We start from the raw sequence: 14217 nt of genomic DNA, 5'->3' as shown, positions 1-14217 counted from the left end.
GACATAATCAATCGTTAATCTTCGCACCAGATACGCGGCCGTCGCCGCGTGCGTTCTTTCGCACACTGGAGCCAGAAGATGAATAACGTTACCGACAATTCCCGCCGCCGCCTGTTGCAAATGTTTAGCGCAGCGCCTTTGCTGCCGCTGTCCGGCCTGTCCGCCACGGCCTTCCTGGCCGGCTGCGGCGGCAGCAACGCTGTACCCGCTCCGGTACTGGCCGCCCCGGTCGCCACCCTCGGTAACGTCACCTTCAGCAATATGGCAGCGCCAACGCTGGACAGCGCCGCCGCCATGTCGACCATGACGGTCACGGGCACCATGACCGCCACCTACAGCGACACCTCCACGCTCAGCTACAAGCTGAACTATCAGCCGTTCTTCATCACCGGCGACATGGTCCCGAATGGCGCCAGCGGCACCGTGCTGGCGGGCGGCTATTTCGACATCAACAACAAGCCGATCATCGACGCCTCCGTCGCCGGCAAGGAACGCCAGTTTTTCTCGGATTCGCCAGACGGCACCTCGCTGCTGACGGTCGCCAATGCCAGCGTGCCAGGCGTCAAGGGCAAACCTGTGTTCGCGGTGGTGCAGTTCGAATACACCAGCCTGAACCAGAAGGGCGACAGCGTCTACGGCCAACTGCCGTCGCCGATCGCCGTGCTGACGCTGGACCAGGACCAGACCACTGGTAAATTGAGCCTGGTGAAATACCACAACGTTGATACCGCCGGCGTAAACTGCCTGTGGATCACCTGCGGCGCCAGCCTGTCGCCATGGGGCACCCACTTGTCGAGCGAAGAATACGAGCCGAATGCGTTCACCGCCGCCACCGACGCCCAGTTCAAGGCCTTCAGCAAGAACGTGTACGGCAATGAAACCACGGCCAATCCCTACAACTACGGCCACATGCCGGAAGTGACCGTCAACGTCGACGGCACCGCCTCGATCAAGAAACACTACTGCATGGGCCGCATCTCGCACGAGCTGGTGCAGGTGATGGGCGACAACCGCACCGTGCTGATGGGCGACGATGCCACCAATAGCGGCTATTTCGTGTTCGTCGCCGACAAGGAAAAAGACCTGTCCGCCGGCACCTTGTACGTCGCCAAGGTCGGCGCCGGCTTCTCGCTGGATCCAACCGCTGCCGCCGCGCCGCTGACCTGGATCAAGCTGGGTTCGGCCACCAGCGCCGAAATCCGCGCCTTGGCCAGCTCGCTCAAGGCCACCGACATCATGTCCGTCAAATCGGCTGATCCATCGGACGCGACCTACACCAAAGTTGCCGCCAACGGTCGCATCGAGTGGATCAAGTTGGTAACAGGCATGGAAAAGGCTGCGGCCTTCCTGGAAACCCACCGCTATGCCGCACTGGTCGGCGCTTCGATGGGCTTCAGCAAAATGGAAGGCACCACCGTCAACCTGGCAGACAAGATCGCTTACTCGGCGCTGGCCAATTGCAATACCTCCATGGTCGCCGGCAACACGTACAACGTGCCGGGCAACGGCATCTCGATCCCGAAAGCCCTGACGGCCGGCGCGATCATGATGCTGAACATGAAGGGTGGCCAGAAGGACACGGCTGGCGCTGCGATCAACAGCGAGTGGATGCCTGTGGACACCAAGGCGCTGCTGGTGGGTGAAGACATCGCCGCCGATACCCTTGGCAACACCGCCAACCCGAACAAGATCGCCAGCCCGGACAACATCAAGTTCTCGGAAAAAATGCGCACCCTGTTCATCGGCGAAGACAGCGGCAACCACGTCAACAACTTCCTGTGGGCCTACAATATCGACACCAAGGTGCTGGCGCGCGTGCTGTCGACGCCGGCGGGCGCCGAGTCGACCGGGCTGCACGCCGTCGATGACATCAACGGCTTCACCTACATCATGAGCAACTTCCAGCACCCTGGCGACTGGACCACCCTCCACAGCACGAAGCTGCGAGACGCGCTCGACCCGCTGATCAAGTCGAACTACAAGGACAAGTTCGGTGCTGCTGTTGGCTACCTGACGGCTGAGCTGTCGCAGTTCAAGCTGGCGAAATAATGCGCTAAAGTCGCGGGCACGGCGCCTGCGGCTTGCATGTCTCTGAATTCCACCAAACGCGGGCAATGCCCGCGTTTGCTATTCCTGCTCTACGGAATCTTCAAGCGCCGACGCTCGCGGCGTTTTTCGGTTAATCTCTGCTCCACACCAACATAAGCAGTATAGAAAAGGAAACACCAGTGTCGAACCAACTGACCCGCCGCCTGGCACTGCTGGACGACGATGCGCACCGCGGCCTGCTGAACCAGGGATTGCGCGGCATCGAACGTGAAACGCTGCGCATCGACCCACAGGGCCGGCTGGCGCGCACCCCGCATCCAGTGGCACTGGGTTCGGCACTGACCAATCCGCAAATCACCACCGACTACGCCGAGGCGCTGCTCGAATTCATCACGCCGACCGACAACGACATCGGCACTACGCTGGCGCGCCTGGACGCGATCCACCGCTTTGCCTACGCCAGGCTGGGCGACGAGATGCTGTGGAGCGAATCGATGCCGTGCGAATTGCCGGACGAAGCAGACATCGCCATCGCGTGGTACGGCACCTCGCATATCGGCATGCTGAAACATGTGTACCGGCGCGGCCTGGCGCTGCGCTACGGCAAAGCCATGCAATGCATTGCCGGGATCCACTATAACTACTCGCTGCCGGAAAAACTGTGGAAGGTGTTGTTGACCAGCGAAGGCATCCCGGAAGAACGCCGCCACGCGCTGCGCGACTTTCAGTCCGAAAGCTACATCGCCACCATCCGCAATTTCCGCCGCTACAGCTGGCTGCTGATGTATCTGTTCGGCGCATCGCCGGCCCTGTCGACCGGCTTTTTGCGCGGCCGCGCGCACGACCTGGAAACACTGTCCGACGACACCTTGTTCCTGCCGTATGCCACCAGCCTGCGCATGAGTGACCTGGGTTACCAGAACGATGCCCAGTCCGGCCTGCGCCCGCACGAGAACAGCCTGGAAAGTTACGTCGTCACCTTGATGGATGCGGTCAATCGCCCATACGCGCCGTACCAGCAACTGGGCACCAAGAAAGACGGCGAGTGGATCCAGCTGTCGACCAATGTGCTGCAAATTGAGAACGAGTACTACTCGACCATCCGGCCGAAGCGCGTGATTCGTACCGGCGAGCGCCCGGTGCAGGCGCTGTGCAACCGCGGCGTGCAGTACATCGAAGTGCGCTGCCTGGACGTCGACCCGTTCGAGCCAGTCGGCATCAGCCTGGACACGGGACGCTTCCTCGACGCCTTTTTGCTCTTCTGCGCGCTGGAAGAAAGTCCGCACATTTCCGTTGCCGAAGGCCAGATCCACGCTCGCAACTTTGCCCGCACGGTCAAGGAAGGCCGCCGCCCGGACCTGACCCTGACGCGCGATGGCATTGAAATCGGCCTGCAAGCCTGGGCCGACGAGCTGATCGAGCGGATCCGCCCGGTCGCCGTCCTGCTCGACGCGCAGCACAATGAAGAGGGCGTCTACGCGTCGTCGCTGAGCCTGCAGAAAGCGAAAATCGCCAACCCGGCGCTGACGCCGTCGGCACGCGTGCTCGACGAAGTGCGTGCACTCGGCTCATCGGCCGCGTTCGGCCTGCGCCAGAGCGAACTGCACGCGGCCTTTTTCCGCGCCGAACCGCTGATGCCGGCCGAAGAAGCACTGTTCAACGAGATGGCGGCCACCTCGCTGGCCGACCAGGCCGCAATCGAAGCGCAGGACACCGGCAACTTCGACGATTTCGTCGCGGCTTACAACAGCAGCACGCTGTGCGGCAACCCGTAATTGCACTGTGCTGACGTTCTACAACGAACACCACGCCCAGCATCACGGGCGCTCTGGCGTCGTTGGCGCGAACCAGAGTGCGTATCGTGAGGTGCCGCAGCGCGCAGACCTGGTGGTCAGCGAACTGAAGCGCCGGGGCCTCGGTCAGATCGTGATTCCCCACGGCGTCTCGCTGGCGTCGCTGGAGCGGGTTCACACGGCGCGCTACCTGCATTTCCTGCGCCACGCCTGGCAGGCGTGGCTTGCGCTGGACGCCACCAACGCCGGGCGCGATGCGTTTGCAGCGAGCTGGCCGGTGCGCGCCATGCGCGTCGACCTCGAGCCCGAAGGCATCCTGGGTCGCCTCGGCCTGTTTTCGACCGACGCCACCACCCCGCTCATGGCCGGCACCTGGATGGCTGCCAAGGCAGGTGCCGACTGCGCCATCAACGCCGCCCACGCGCTGCGCCTGGGCGAGCGCGGCAGCTTCGCGTTGACCCGGCCACCGGGCCAGCATGCCGGTGCGGATTATTATGGCGGTGCCTGTTTTTTGAACAATGCCGCGCTGGCGGCCCAGCATCTGCTCGACGACGGTGTCAAACGCGTCGCCATCCTCGATATCGGCTACCACCACGGCAACGGTACCCAGGACATTTTTTATGCGCGCAAAGATGTGCTGGTCACGTCGATCCACGTTGATCCACGCACCAGTTACCCGTTTTATGCAGGCCACGCGGACGAAACCGGCATTGCCGATGGCCTCGGTTTGAATTTGAACGTGCCACTGGCGCCGGGGTCAAATGGCGCGCAGTGGTTTGCGGCGCTGGAGACGGCCTGTCTGAAAATCGCCATGTACGGCGCTGAGGCCATCGTGGTGTCGCTGGGCGTGGACACGTTTTCGGGCGATCCGGCCTCGCGCTTTGGCCTGGCCAGCGCAGATTTCCTGCGCATCGGCGAGCGCATCGCCCACCTCGATTTACCGGTCGTGTTCGTACTCGAAGGCGGCAGCGTGGTGGCGGAACTGGGAACCAATGTGGTGAATGTGCTCGAAGGTTTTGAGACTGCGAATTAAGGCACTATTAATGGAAATTAGAAGATGATCGAGTGGCAATGGCGCGCGTTCGCCGACCTGACAAACGCCGAATTGTACGCGGTGCTGGGCGCGCGCCAGCAAGTGTTCATCGTCGAGCAAACCTGTATTTTTCCCGACATCGACGGGCTCGATGCCGACGCCCGGCATTTGCTCGGCTGGCGCACGGTCGACGGCCAGCGCCAGCTGGCGGCCTACCTGCGCCTGCTGGCGCCGGGCGTCAAATATACCGAGGCATCCATCGGCCGCGTGCTGACCACCCCGGTCGCGCGCGGCAGTGGCGCCGGCCGCGCCCTGCTCACCGAAGGGACCCGCGGTGCGGATCGCCTGTATCCGGGTCACGCCAACCGCATCGGCGCCCAACTCTACCTGGAAAAGTTTTATCAACAGTTCGGCTACGTGACCATCACCGCGCCGTACGACGAGGACGGCATCATGCACGTCGACATGCTGCGCGCGGCTACCTGAACAACACTGAGCGTGGCACCGCCCAGCGGCCCGCGCCCAGCGCCAGCAAACCCGCCAGCAGTAGCACCAGCGAGCCCGGTTCCGGCACGGCTGTGAGCAACGCAGTGCGGCAGTCGCCAAACTCGGTGCAGGCATTCACCAGGATCTGCTGCGCGTCGTTGATGGCCACCGCATCGGTCAGGATCCAAAAGCCGTTGTCGGTGTCGGCCAGCGTGTTCAGGTCATACACGACACCATCCTGGTACAGCGTGGCTTTGGAAAAGGACACGCCAGGCTGGTCGTCAGGGTAGGTCGAGTAACCCACCACATTGCCCAGGTTGTTCAGCGCACGGGTGCCGGTGGACGGCCCGCCCAGCGAGCCGATGTCCTGCATCACGCCTTCGCTGTACAGAAACATGTGCTCGATATCGTCGTTGATGAAGCTGGTGCCGGCCACCTGGCCCAGGTCGTTGATGGCAAAGCCGAAGCTGGCCGGCCCGCCCAGCGTGCCCAGGTCGCGCACGGTGTCGCCGTCAAACAGCAGGGCATGCGCGTAGTCGGCGCCGACGAGGCGGCCACCACCGGCGATCAGGCCGGCATCGTTGATGGCGCGCGCCTGACCGAATGCCACGCCGCCAGGACTCAAATCGCGCAACACGCCGTTGCTGAACGCGACCGGGCGGAATTCGCCGCTGGCGTCGTCGGCCTCGCCCACCACCGTCCCGGCGCTATTGACGCCATACGCAAAACTGTTGCCGCCGCCGGCCAGGGTGCCGATATCGCGCAGGCCCGCGCCGCTGTAGAGGAAGCCATGCGTGAAGCCGTCAGCCAGGACCGAGTAGCCCGCGACCAGGCCGTTATTGCTGATCGCCTGGGCGGTGCTGAATTCACCCAGCGAGCCGAGGTCGAATGGCCCGCCCTGCCTGTTCCACAGCGCGGCATGGCGCACGCCGGAGGGAAAGTCGGACTCGCCGGCAAAGTGCCCCGACTGGTTGATGCTGTAGGCGAAGGTATTGGTGGGCAGGAAAGTGGTTGAAAATGTTGGCGCCGCGCCCGCCACACTTGCCAGCAAGAACAGCGCGCACAGCAGCAATCGCACGAACATGGCACACCCCGGAGGCGTTAACAGGACCTCAAGGATGTGCCACGCCGCCCGCCTGGTACCTGCGCCAGATCAGGCGTGCGCGTTGCGTCACTTACAGCAGGGCGGTCAGCTTCACTTCGAACACCAGGCCCGAGTTGGCCGGAATGCCGGTGGTGCCGCTGCTACCGTAGCCCTGGGCCGACGGGATCAGGATGGTACGCGTGCCGCCCACTTTCATGCCGATCACACCCTGGTCGAAACCGGGAATCACGGTGCCGGCGCCGAGCTTGAACGAGAAGCTGCCGGTGTCGAACTGCTTGCCCTTGAAGCCGGCGGTCGTGGCGCTGTAGAGCCAGCCCGTGTAGGTGACCGTGGCATTGTTGCCCGTGACTGCCGTGGCGCCGCTACCGACGACGCTGTCGGTGGTGGTCAGGGTGGCAGGGCTGCTGACCGTCACGGAGCCGCTGTCGGAGGAGCCGCCGCCGCATGCGGACAGGGACAAGGCGGCAACAAAAACGGCGATCAGGGGAGCGGACAATTTCATGAATACCTCGGCAAGGATTAAGTGAGTCATCCGGCAAATGTTGCCGGATGGACCGTAGACCTTACCGCAGGTACATGTAAATTGCTGTAAATCTTATGTATTTATTTGTCATGCATTGTCAGATCTCGACCTGGGTGCCCAGCTCGATGACGCGGTTTGGCGGCACCTGGTAGTAGTCGGCGGCGCCGCGCGCGTTGCGCGACATGGCCACATACAGGTGCTCGCGCCACGGCATCATGCCGGCGCCCGGGGTCGAAATAATGGTCTGGCGCGCAATGAAAAACGACGTTTCCATCATCTCGAACGTGAGGCCCAGCTCGCTGCACTGCTCCAGGATGGCAGGAATGTTCGGTTCATCCTTGAAGCCGTAGCTGACATTGACCTGGTAGCAGTTGTGGCCCAGCGCCGTGACCTTGGCCTGCTCGCCTCGTTGCACATAGGGCTCTTCCAGGATATGCACCGTCAGGAACACCACGCGCTCGTGCAGCACCTTGTTATGCGACAGGTTATGCAGCAGCGCATGTGGTACGCCGTCGCTCTCGCCGCGCAGGAAAATCGCCGTGCCGTCGACCCGCACCGGCGGCGCCACGAACAGCGACTGCAGGAAATCGTCGAGGGGAATAGCGTGCTTCTGCAGGTTTTCGAAGACCAGCTCGCGGCCGCGCTTCCACGTCATCATCACCGTGAACAGGACCGCGCCCAGCAGCAGCGGGAACCAGCCGCCATGGAACAGTTTCAAGGTACTCGCCGAGAACAGCGCGATGTCCATGATGATGAAAAAGCTGGTTGCGCCGATGCACAGCACCAGCGGCAATTTCCAGCGGTAGCGGATAACGAAAAAGGTGAGGATCGTCGTGGCCAGCATCGTCGCCGTGACCGCAATGCCATACGCCCCAGCAAGCTTGTCGGATGAACCGAAGCCGATCACGGCGATCAAGACCACGATCAATTGCAGCCAATTCACGGCCGGAATATAGATCTGGCCGATTTCGCTTTCCGACGTGTGCAGAATGCGCATGCGCGGCAGCATCCCCAGCGCGATGGCCTGCTTGGTCATCGAGAAGGTGCCGGAAATGGTGGCTTGCGACGCGATCACGGCAGCCAGGGTCGACAGCACCACCAGCGGGTACACGCTCCAGCTACCCAGTTGCTGGAAGAACGGATTCGACACGGCTTCCGGATGCGTGATCAACAAGCCGCCCTGGCCCAGGTAGTTAAGTGCCAGTGCCGGGAACACGATCAGGAACCAGGCCGCGCGGATTGGCTTTTTGCCGAAGTGGCCCATGTCGGCGTACAGCGCCTCGGCGCCAGTGAGCGAAAGCACCACCGCGCCCAGCGCGACGAAAGCGATGAACTGGTTGTCGTACATGAACTGGAACGCGTGCCACGGATTCAAGGCTTGCAGGATGACCGGCGCCTTGACGATATTGATGACACCCATGATCGCCAACGCAGCGAACCAGACGAGCATGATCGGGCCAAACCATTTACCGATGCCGGCGGTACCGCGCTTTTGCACGCTGTACAGGGCCACCAGAACGATGATGGTCAGCGGCACCACGTAGCTTTCCATGCCTGGCGCAGCCACTTCTAGGCCTTCGATGGCGCCCAGCACGGAGATGGCGGGGGTAATCACGCTGTCGCCGTAGAACATGGTGGCGCCGAAGACGCCGATCACCATCAGCACATAATGCCAGCGCGACGCGCGCGTAACCGAGTTCAGGGCCAGCGCCATCAGCGCCATGATGCCGCCTTCGCCGCGGTTGTCGGCGCGTAGCACCAGCGTGACGTATTTGAGGGAAACGATCATCGTCAGCCCCCAGAAAATCAGGGAAACGATGCCAAGCAGGTTGGGGGTGTTCAGCGCGAGGCCGTGTTCGGGATCAAAAATGGTCTTCAGTGTGTACAGCGGGCTGGTACCGATGTCGCCATACACGATGCCCACGGCAGCCAGGGTCAAGGCCGCCAGGCTGCTCTTCTTATGCGTCGAGGTCAATATTGCACCATGATGTTGTTATAGTGCATTGCACCATAGGTTATCAAAAACAAAATAGCAAGCGGATTCGGACGGAATGCCTTCCGGCAACGAGACCGACTTTCAAGGATAATGACCGGTCTCCTTCCACACGATCGTTCTCATGCGTACCGGCATCCTGTCCGCCGCCCTGGCATTTTTTCTCTGGGGCCTGTTTCCACTGTATTTCCACGCCTTGCACGCCGTGCCGCCGCTGCAAATCCTGGCGCACCGCATCCTCTGGTCACTGCTGTTCTTGCTGATCGTGCTGGCCGTGCGGCGCCAGTGGGACTGGCTGGCGATTGTACGCAAGCCACGCGTGATTGCCAGCTTTGTCGCTAGTGCATTCTTACTAAGCGCCAACTGGCTAGTCTACATCTGGTCGGTTAACAACGGCCACGTGATTGAAGCGAGCCTCGGCTACTTCATCACGCCGCTGGTAAATATCATGTTCGGCTTCGTCCTGTTCAAAGAACGCCTGCGCCCGGCGCAATGGGGCGCCATCGCCCTGGCCGCGCTCGGCGTGGCCTGGCTGACCTGGCAGGCGGGCACGGTGCCCTGGATCGCGCTGACGCTGGCCGCCACCTTCGGCGCGTATGGCCTGATGCGCAAGACAGCGGCCCTGGGCGCGCTGGAAGGTTTAACGCTCGAGACCATGGTGCTGTTTCCGATGGCGGCCGTGTATGTCGGCTGGCTGACGTGGCACGGGCAGAATCACTTTGTCACGACAGCGTCCGACAATACGCGTTTATTGCTGATCGCCGCGGGGCCGCTGACGGCGATTCCGCTGTTGCTGTTCGCATCAGGGGCGCGCAAGATTCCCTTGTCGGTGCTGGGGCTACTGCAATACCTGGCGCCGACCTTGCAGTTTTTACTGGGCGTGTGGGTGTTTTACGAAGCGTTCTCAAAAGAACGGCTGATCGGCTTCGTGGTCATCTGGACGGCGCTGGCGCTGTACGTGGCGGAAGGACTTATCAACACGAAACGCGGCCGCATCCAAACCGTCATCCCGGCGCAGGCCGGGACCCATACTGAATGAGCAGGGCCATGCTCTCAACTCAGCATTGACCCCGGCGTTCGCCGGGGCGACGGGCTAACAATTGAACTGAACTCTCGCCCTACCCGGCGTAGTATCGTATTCTGTTCACCTTTCGTACCTCACTAAGCACACCAGATGGCAAATTACGTCTACACCATGAACCGCGTCGGCAAGATCGTCCCGCCGAAGCGCCAGATTTTGAAAGATATCTCGCTCTCCTTCTTCCCGGGCGCGAAAATCGGCGTGCTGGGCCTGAACGGCTCGGGCAAATCGACCCTGCTGAAAATTATGGCAGGCATCGATACCGACATCCAGGGCGACGCCGTGCCGATGCCGGGCCTGAATATCGGCTACCTGCCGCAGGAGCCGGTGCTCGACCCTGAACAAACCGTGCGCCAGATCGTCGAATCGGGCCTGGGCGAAGTGTTCGAAGCGCAAGCCAAGCTCGAAGCCGTCTACGCTGCCTATGCCGATGAAGACGCCGATTTCGATGCGCTCGCCACCGAGCAGGCGCGCCTGGAAGCCATCATTTCCACCTCCGACGGTGGCAATTTGAACCTGCAGCTGGAAATGGCAGCCGATGCATTGCGCCTGCCGCCGTGGGACCAGAAAATCGGCGTGCTGTCCGGTGGTGAAAAGCGCCGCGTGGCGCTGTGCCGCCTGCTGCTGTCGAAGCCAGACATGCTGCTGCTCGACGAACCAACCAACCACCTGGATGCAGAATCGGTCGACTGGCTCGAGCAGTTTTTGCTGCGCTTCCCGGGCACCGTGGTCGGCATCACCCACGATCGCTACTTCCTCGACAACGCTGCCGAATGGATCCTGGAACTGGACCGCGGTCACGGCATTCCGTGGAAGGGTAACTACAGCTCGTGGCTGGAGCAAAAGTCGAACCGCCTCAAGCAGGAAGAAGCCACCGAATCGTCGCGCCAGAAAACCATCGCCAAGGAACTGGAATGGGTGCGCCAGAATCCAAAGGGCCGCCAGGCCAAAAGTAAAGCGCGCCTGGCCCGCTTCAACGAGCTGTCCGAGCACGAATACCAGAAGCGTAACGAGACCTCCGAGATCTTCATTCCCGTGGCTGAGCGCCTGGGCAATGAGGTCATCGAATTCAAGAATGTCTCGAAAGCTTTCGGCGACCGCCTGCTGATCGACAACCTGTCGTTCACCGTGCCGCCGGGCGCCATCGTCGGCATCATCGGCCCGAACGGAGCCGGTAAATCGACCCTGTTCAAGATGATCACCGGCAAAGAGCAGCCGGACAGCGGTGAAGTGGCCATCGGCCAGACCGCGCGCATTTCGATCGTCGACCAGAACCGCGACGACCTCGCCAACACCAAAACCGTGTTCGACGACGTTGCCGGCGGCGCCGACATGCTCACCGTGGGCCGCTTCGACATGCCGTCGCGCGCCTATCTCGGCCGCTTCAATTTCAAAGGGTCGGATCAGCAGAAAATCGTCGGCAACCTGTCCGGCGGTGAACGCGGCCGTTTGCACCTGGCGAAAACGCTGCTGCAAGGCGGCAACGTGCTGCTGCTCGATGAACCGTCGAACGACCTCGACGTGGAAACCCTGCGCGCGCTGGAAGACGCTTTACTTGAGTTCGCCGGCAGCGTGATGGTCATTTCCCACGATCGCTGGTTCCTGGACCGGATCGCCACCCATATCCTGGCCTTCGAAGGCAATTCGCAGGTGACGTTCTTCGATGGTAACTATCAGGAATACGAAGCCGACAAGAAGAAGCGCCTTGGTGAAGAAGGTGCGAAACCGAAGCGGATTCGTTACAAGCCGCTGACGGTGTAGAAAATAAAAGAGGACCCGCGGGTCCTCTTTTATTTTGCTTACTGCGGCAACTGCGGCGGCGTCGGCTTGCCCGACAAGCGCTTCAGGCGATCGAGTGCACTTTCGGCGCCGCTGGCTGGCTGGCTGACCGACTTGCGAATGGCATCGATCTCGGCTTGCTGGTCGAGCGGCTTTTGCCCGATATCGGCCACGATGCGCATGCCGGCCGCTTCGTTCGACACCACCTGCGCGCGCCTGGTCAAGGCGCTCAAGGCGGTCGAATTACCCTGCATGCCAGACAAACCGGCCAGCTGCGACTGGCGATCCATGCGCAGTTCCTGCAATTCCTTCTGCGCCTTGGCACTGGCCAGCGCCTGCATTGCCTTTTTCGCCTGCGCGTCGAACTCGGACAATTGCTTGCTGAGCGCATCGACGATCTTTTGCAGCTCGTCCATGTACGACTTGGCATCGGCCTCTTCCTGGATTTCCTGCGGCAAGCGCCCTTTGTTCGCCTCGAGTTCGTCGCAGAACATCGTCACGGTCGCTTCGGCAATGGTGCCGGCAGCGAGGCGCTGGGCCAGCGTCTCGGTGGCCTTCTCATCGTTGGCGATCAGGTTTTGCAGGCTGATAACGTCGTTGCGTTCCTTGTCGAAGGCGGCGCGGCTAGAGGCCAGCAGCTGCGCGGTTTCGCGCAGCGTTTCGGCCAGGCGGTCGCGGTCGGCTTCGGTCGCGGTTTCAGGATCGAAATTGGCGATGGCTTCCGAAATCTTGTTGCCCAATACGCCGAAATGCTTCGACACCAGTCGTGCGGTCAGTCCCCATCCACTTGCGTTGCTCATGTTCTTAGTCCTCTCAATTGTAGAAAATTACTGCACGGTGATTCGTTCCTGCTCCATCGGGATGGCAATCACGAAGTCGACGTGGATGCCACGGCGCGAGGTGTCACCATCGACGCTGTCGATAATTTCGGTGGTAATCAATAAATATTCGCGCCCGCCACCTTGCAGTTCGCGCACATACGGCATGAAATACAACTGCTGCTTCAATCCCTTCATCCCTTGCGCGTCGTCGATGCGGATTTCCTTGCCCGTGAAGGGCTGAATGAATGCCGCATCGGCTGCGCCGGCATCGCGAGAATACGTAATCTGGTCATCCTCCCCAAACGCGTTAGCCAGGTCGCTGGGCGTGAGCGTATCGGCCAGCTGCTCGCGCCACAGCGTGTAACTGGCGTCGCCCAGGCCGTAGCCGGCCACGCCGGTATAGGCGTCCTGGTCTTCTTCCGTTTCGGGAATCACCCGGGCCAGCTGGGTGCAATATAAAATTTCGGCCACGCTGCCGTCGTCATTGCTGAACACCTGCAAAAACTTTTCGTCGGCATTGGTGTCGCCAGTGACGAGGTACAGCCGATACAGCCCGGTCGCCGGCGCAATCTTGATTTGTGACGCAGCCAGAATGCGCGTGTCGCCCGCGGCCGGCATGGTGATCAGCGAGCCGTTTGCCTGAGCCCGGATGATCGACGACACCTGCATCTGCACCAGGCTGCCGATGCGCGCACCCAGCGGCAGCTTGTCGTCGGCGCGCGCGGTGTCGCCCACACCCTTGTTGGCGGCCATTGCTTTGGTATAACTAAATACGTCTTTCCAGCCCATTTATTGCCCCTCGAATGTGTAATTTGGCTTGTTTTCTTCTGTTTTGCGGCGCTTCCTTTGCACCACGAAATACACCAGCCAGCCGATTGCCGAGAGCACGATCAACCACATGAACATGCGCATCACGCCGCCAAAAAACGAACTGCCACCTGACGCCTGGTTGACGCTGGCGCTGCTGGTGCCCACGTTCGCTTGGCCCGGATAGCCATTGTTGTTGCGGGCGTTTGCGCCACTGGCGATCTGCCCCAGCACCATGCCCGTCGCCACGCCGCCCCAGCCGCTACCCTGCGGTTGCGCCTGTGCCGGAGCCGGCATAGGCGCGCCTGGCTGGTTGCCGTACTGCCCACTAGCCTGCCGGTTTTCGTAACCGGGCACCGGCCGCGTATCGCGCTCGGCCTGCTCCTTCTGGGCACGGCGCGCGTCGAGCGTGCGCAGTGCATTGTCTTGCGACGCGTTCTTGTCGAGCCGGCGCGACAGGGCCGAATCGCTCTTTTGCGTGTCGCGCGATGGGGCGCTGTTGAACGAACCAAAGCCGCCGCGCGATGATGCCGAATCCTGGCGTGGCGCGCGCGCCGGCGGGGTCGATGAACGCTGCGACGAAAACCCGCCCTTGAACGATTTCGACGAGGACGACGACTGGCGCGGTTCGGCGCTGGCCAGCGGGTTCATGCTCAGCAGTGACAGCACCAGCAGCGCATGGATGGCGTGGATCAAGGTCTTCATGGTCAGGGTCGCCGTTAGTAAGTAAAATCAGGATAGCAATTG

12 protein-coding genes are annotated in these 14217 nt (G+C 61.7%); 6 read left to right on the top strand and 6 right to left on the bottom strand.

Going from position 1 to position 14217, the window contains the following annotated elements:
• The first annotated feature begins 78 nt into the window (after positions 1-78).
• The 4 genes from V6M87_RS07370 (at position 79) to V6M87_RS07355 (ending at position 5361) form a co-directional block, all read left to right on the top strand.
• Positions 79-2049 (top strand): PhoX family protein, encoded by a 1971-nt coding sequence (locus V6M87_RS07370; RefSeq protein ID WP_332875951.1) that lies wholly within the window; start codon positions 79-81, stop codon positions 2047-2049.
• A gap of 179 nt (positions 2050-2228) precedes the next feature.
• A complete protein-coding gene (gshA, locus tag V6M87_RS07365) occupies positions 2229-3824 on the top strand; it encodes a glutamate--cysteine ligase (RefSeq protein ID WP_332875950.1) in 1596 nt (531 codons plus the stop codon).
• 7 nt (positions 3825-3831) lie between these two features.
• Positions 3832-4875 carry a histone deacetylase family protein gene (locus V6M87_RS07360; protein ID WP_332875949.1) on the top strand — a complete coding sequence of 348 codons (1044 nt, stop codon included), beginning with the start codon at positions 3832-3834 and terminating at the stop codon, positions 4873-4875.
• A gap of 24 nt (positions 4876-4899) precedes the next feature.
• A complete protein-coding gene (locus tag V6M87_RS07355; protein WP_332875948.1) occupies positions 4900-5361 on the top strand; it encodes a GNAT family N-acetyltransferase in 462 nt (153 codons plus the stop codon).
• On the opposite strand, the gene V6M87_RS07350 is transcribed toward V6M87_RS07355, so the two are convergent.
• The 3 genes from V6M87_RS07350 to V6M87_RS07340 form a co-directional block, all read right to left on the bottom strand.
• Positions 5354-6445, bottom strand: coding sequence for a PEP-CTERM sorting domain-containing protein (locus tag V6M87_RS07350; RefSeq protein WP_332875947.1), 1092 nt, complete (start codon positions 6443-6445; stop codon positions 5354-5356). The genes V6M87_RS07355 and V6M87_RS07350 overlap by 8 nt on opposite strands.
• Positions 6446-6536: 91 nt before the next feature.
• On the bottom strand, positions 6537-6968 hold the full coding sequence (locus V6M87_RS07345) for an FKBP-type peptidyl-prolyl cis-trans isomerase (protein ID WP_332875946.1): 432 nt from the start codon (positions 6966-6968) through the stop codon (positions 6537-6539).
• Between the two features lie 118 nt (positions 6969-7086).
• Entirely contained in the window at positions 7087-8964 is a 1878-nt protein-coding gene (locus V6M87_RS07340; RefSeq protein WP_332875945.1) for a potassium transporter Kup, read from the bottom strand.
• 142 nt (positions 8965-9106) lie between these two features.
• Between V6M87_RS07340 and rarD the strand changes: the two genes are divergently transcribed.
• Both rarD and ettA read left to right on the top strand, forming a co-directional pair.
• Complete coding sequence (rarD, locus tag V6M87_RS07335) at positions 9107-10021, top strand: EamA family transporter RarD (protein ID WP_332875944.1); 915 nt, start codon at positions 9107-9109, stop codon at positions 10019-10021.
• Between the two features lie 135 nt (positions 10022-10156).
• On the top strand, positions 10157-11824 hold the full coding sequence (ettA, locus tag V6M87_RS07330; protein ID WP_332875943.1) for an energy-dependent translational throttle protein EttA: 1668 nt from the start codon (positions 10157-10159) through the stop codon (positions 11822-11824).
• A 38-nt stretch (positions 11825-11862) separates the two neighbouring features.
• Here the strand turns inward: ettA and V6M87_RS07325 are convergent, their stop codons facing one another.
• The 3 genes from V6M87_RS07325 to V6M87_RS07315 are packed head-to-tail and all read right to left on the bottom strand — an operon-like array spanning position 11863 to position 14175.
• Complete coding sequence (locus V6M87_RS07325) at positions 11863-12642, bottom strand: hypothetical protein (RefSeq protein WP_332875942.1); 780 nt, start codon at positions 12640-12642, stop codon at positions 11863-11865.
• Positions 12643-12669: 27 nt separating this feature from the next.
• Positions 12670-13452, bottom strand: coding sequence for a hypothetical protein (locus V6M87_RS07320; protein ID WP_332875941.1), 783 nt, complete (start codon positions 13450-13452; stop codon positions 12670-12672).
• A complete protein-coding gene (locus V6M87_RS07315; protein ID WP_332875940.1) occupies positions 13453-14175 on the bottom strand; it encodes a hypothetical protein in 723 nt (240 codons plus the stop codon). It abuts the gene before it with no gap.
• Positions 14176-14217: the final 42 nt, after the last annotated feature.

Origin of the sequence: Massilia sp. S19_KUP03_FR1 (assembly GCF_036688685.1) — a bacterium.
Lineage (GTDB): Bacteria > Pseudomonadota > Gammaproteobacteria > Burkholderiales > Burkholderiaceae_D > JALYUM01.
This window is presented reverse-complemented; position numbering and strand designations above follow the sequence as displayed.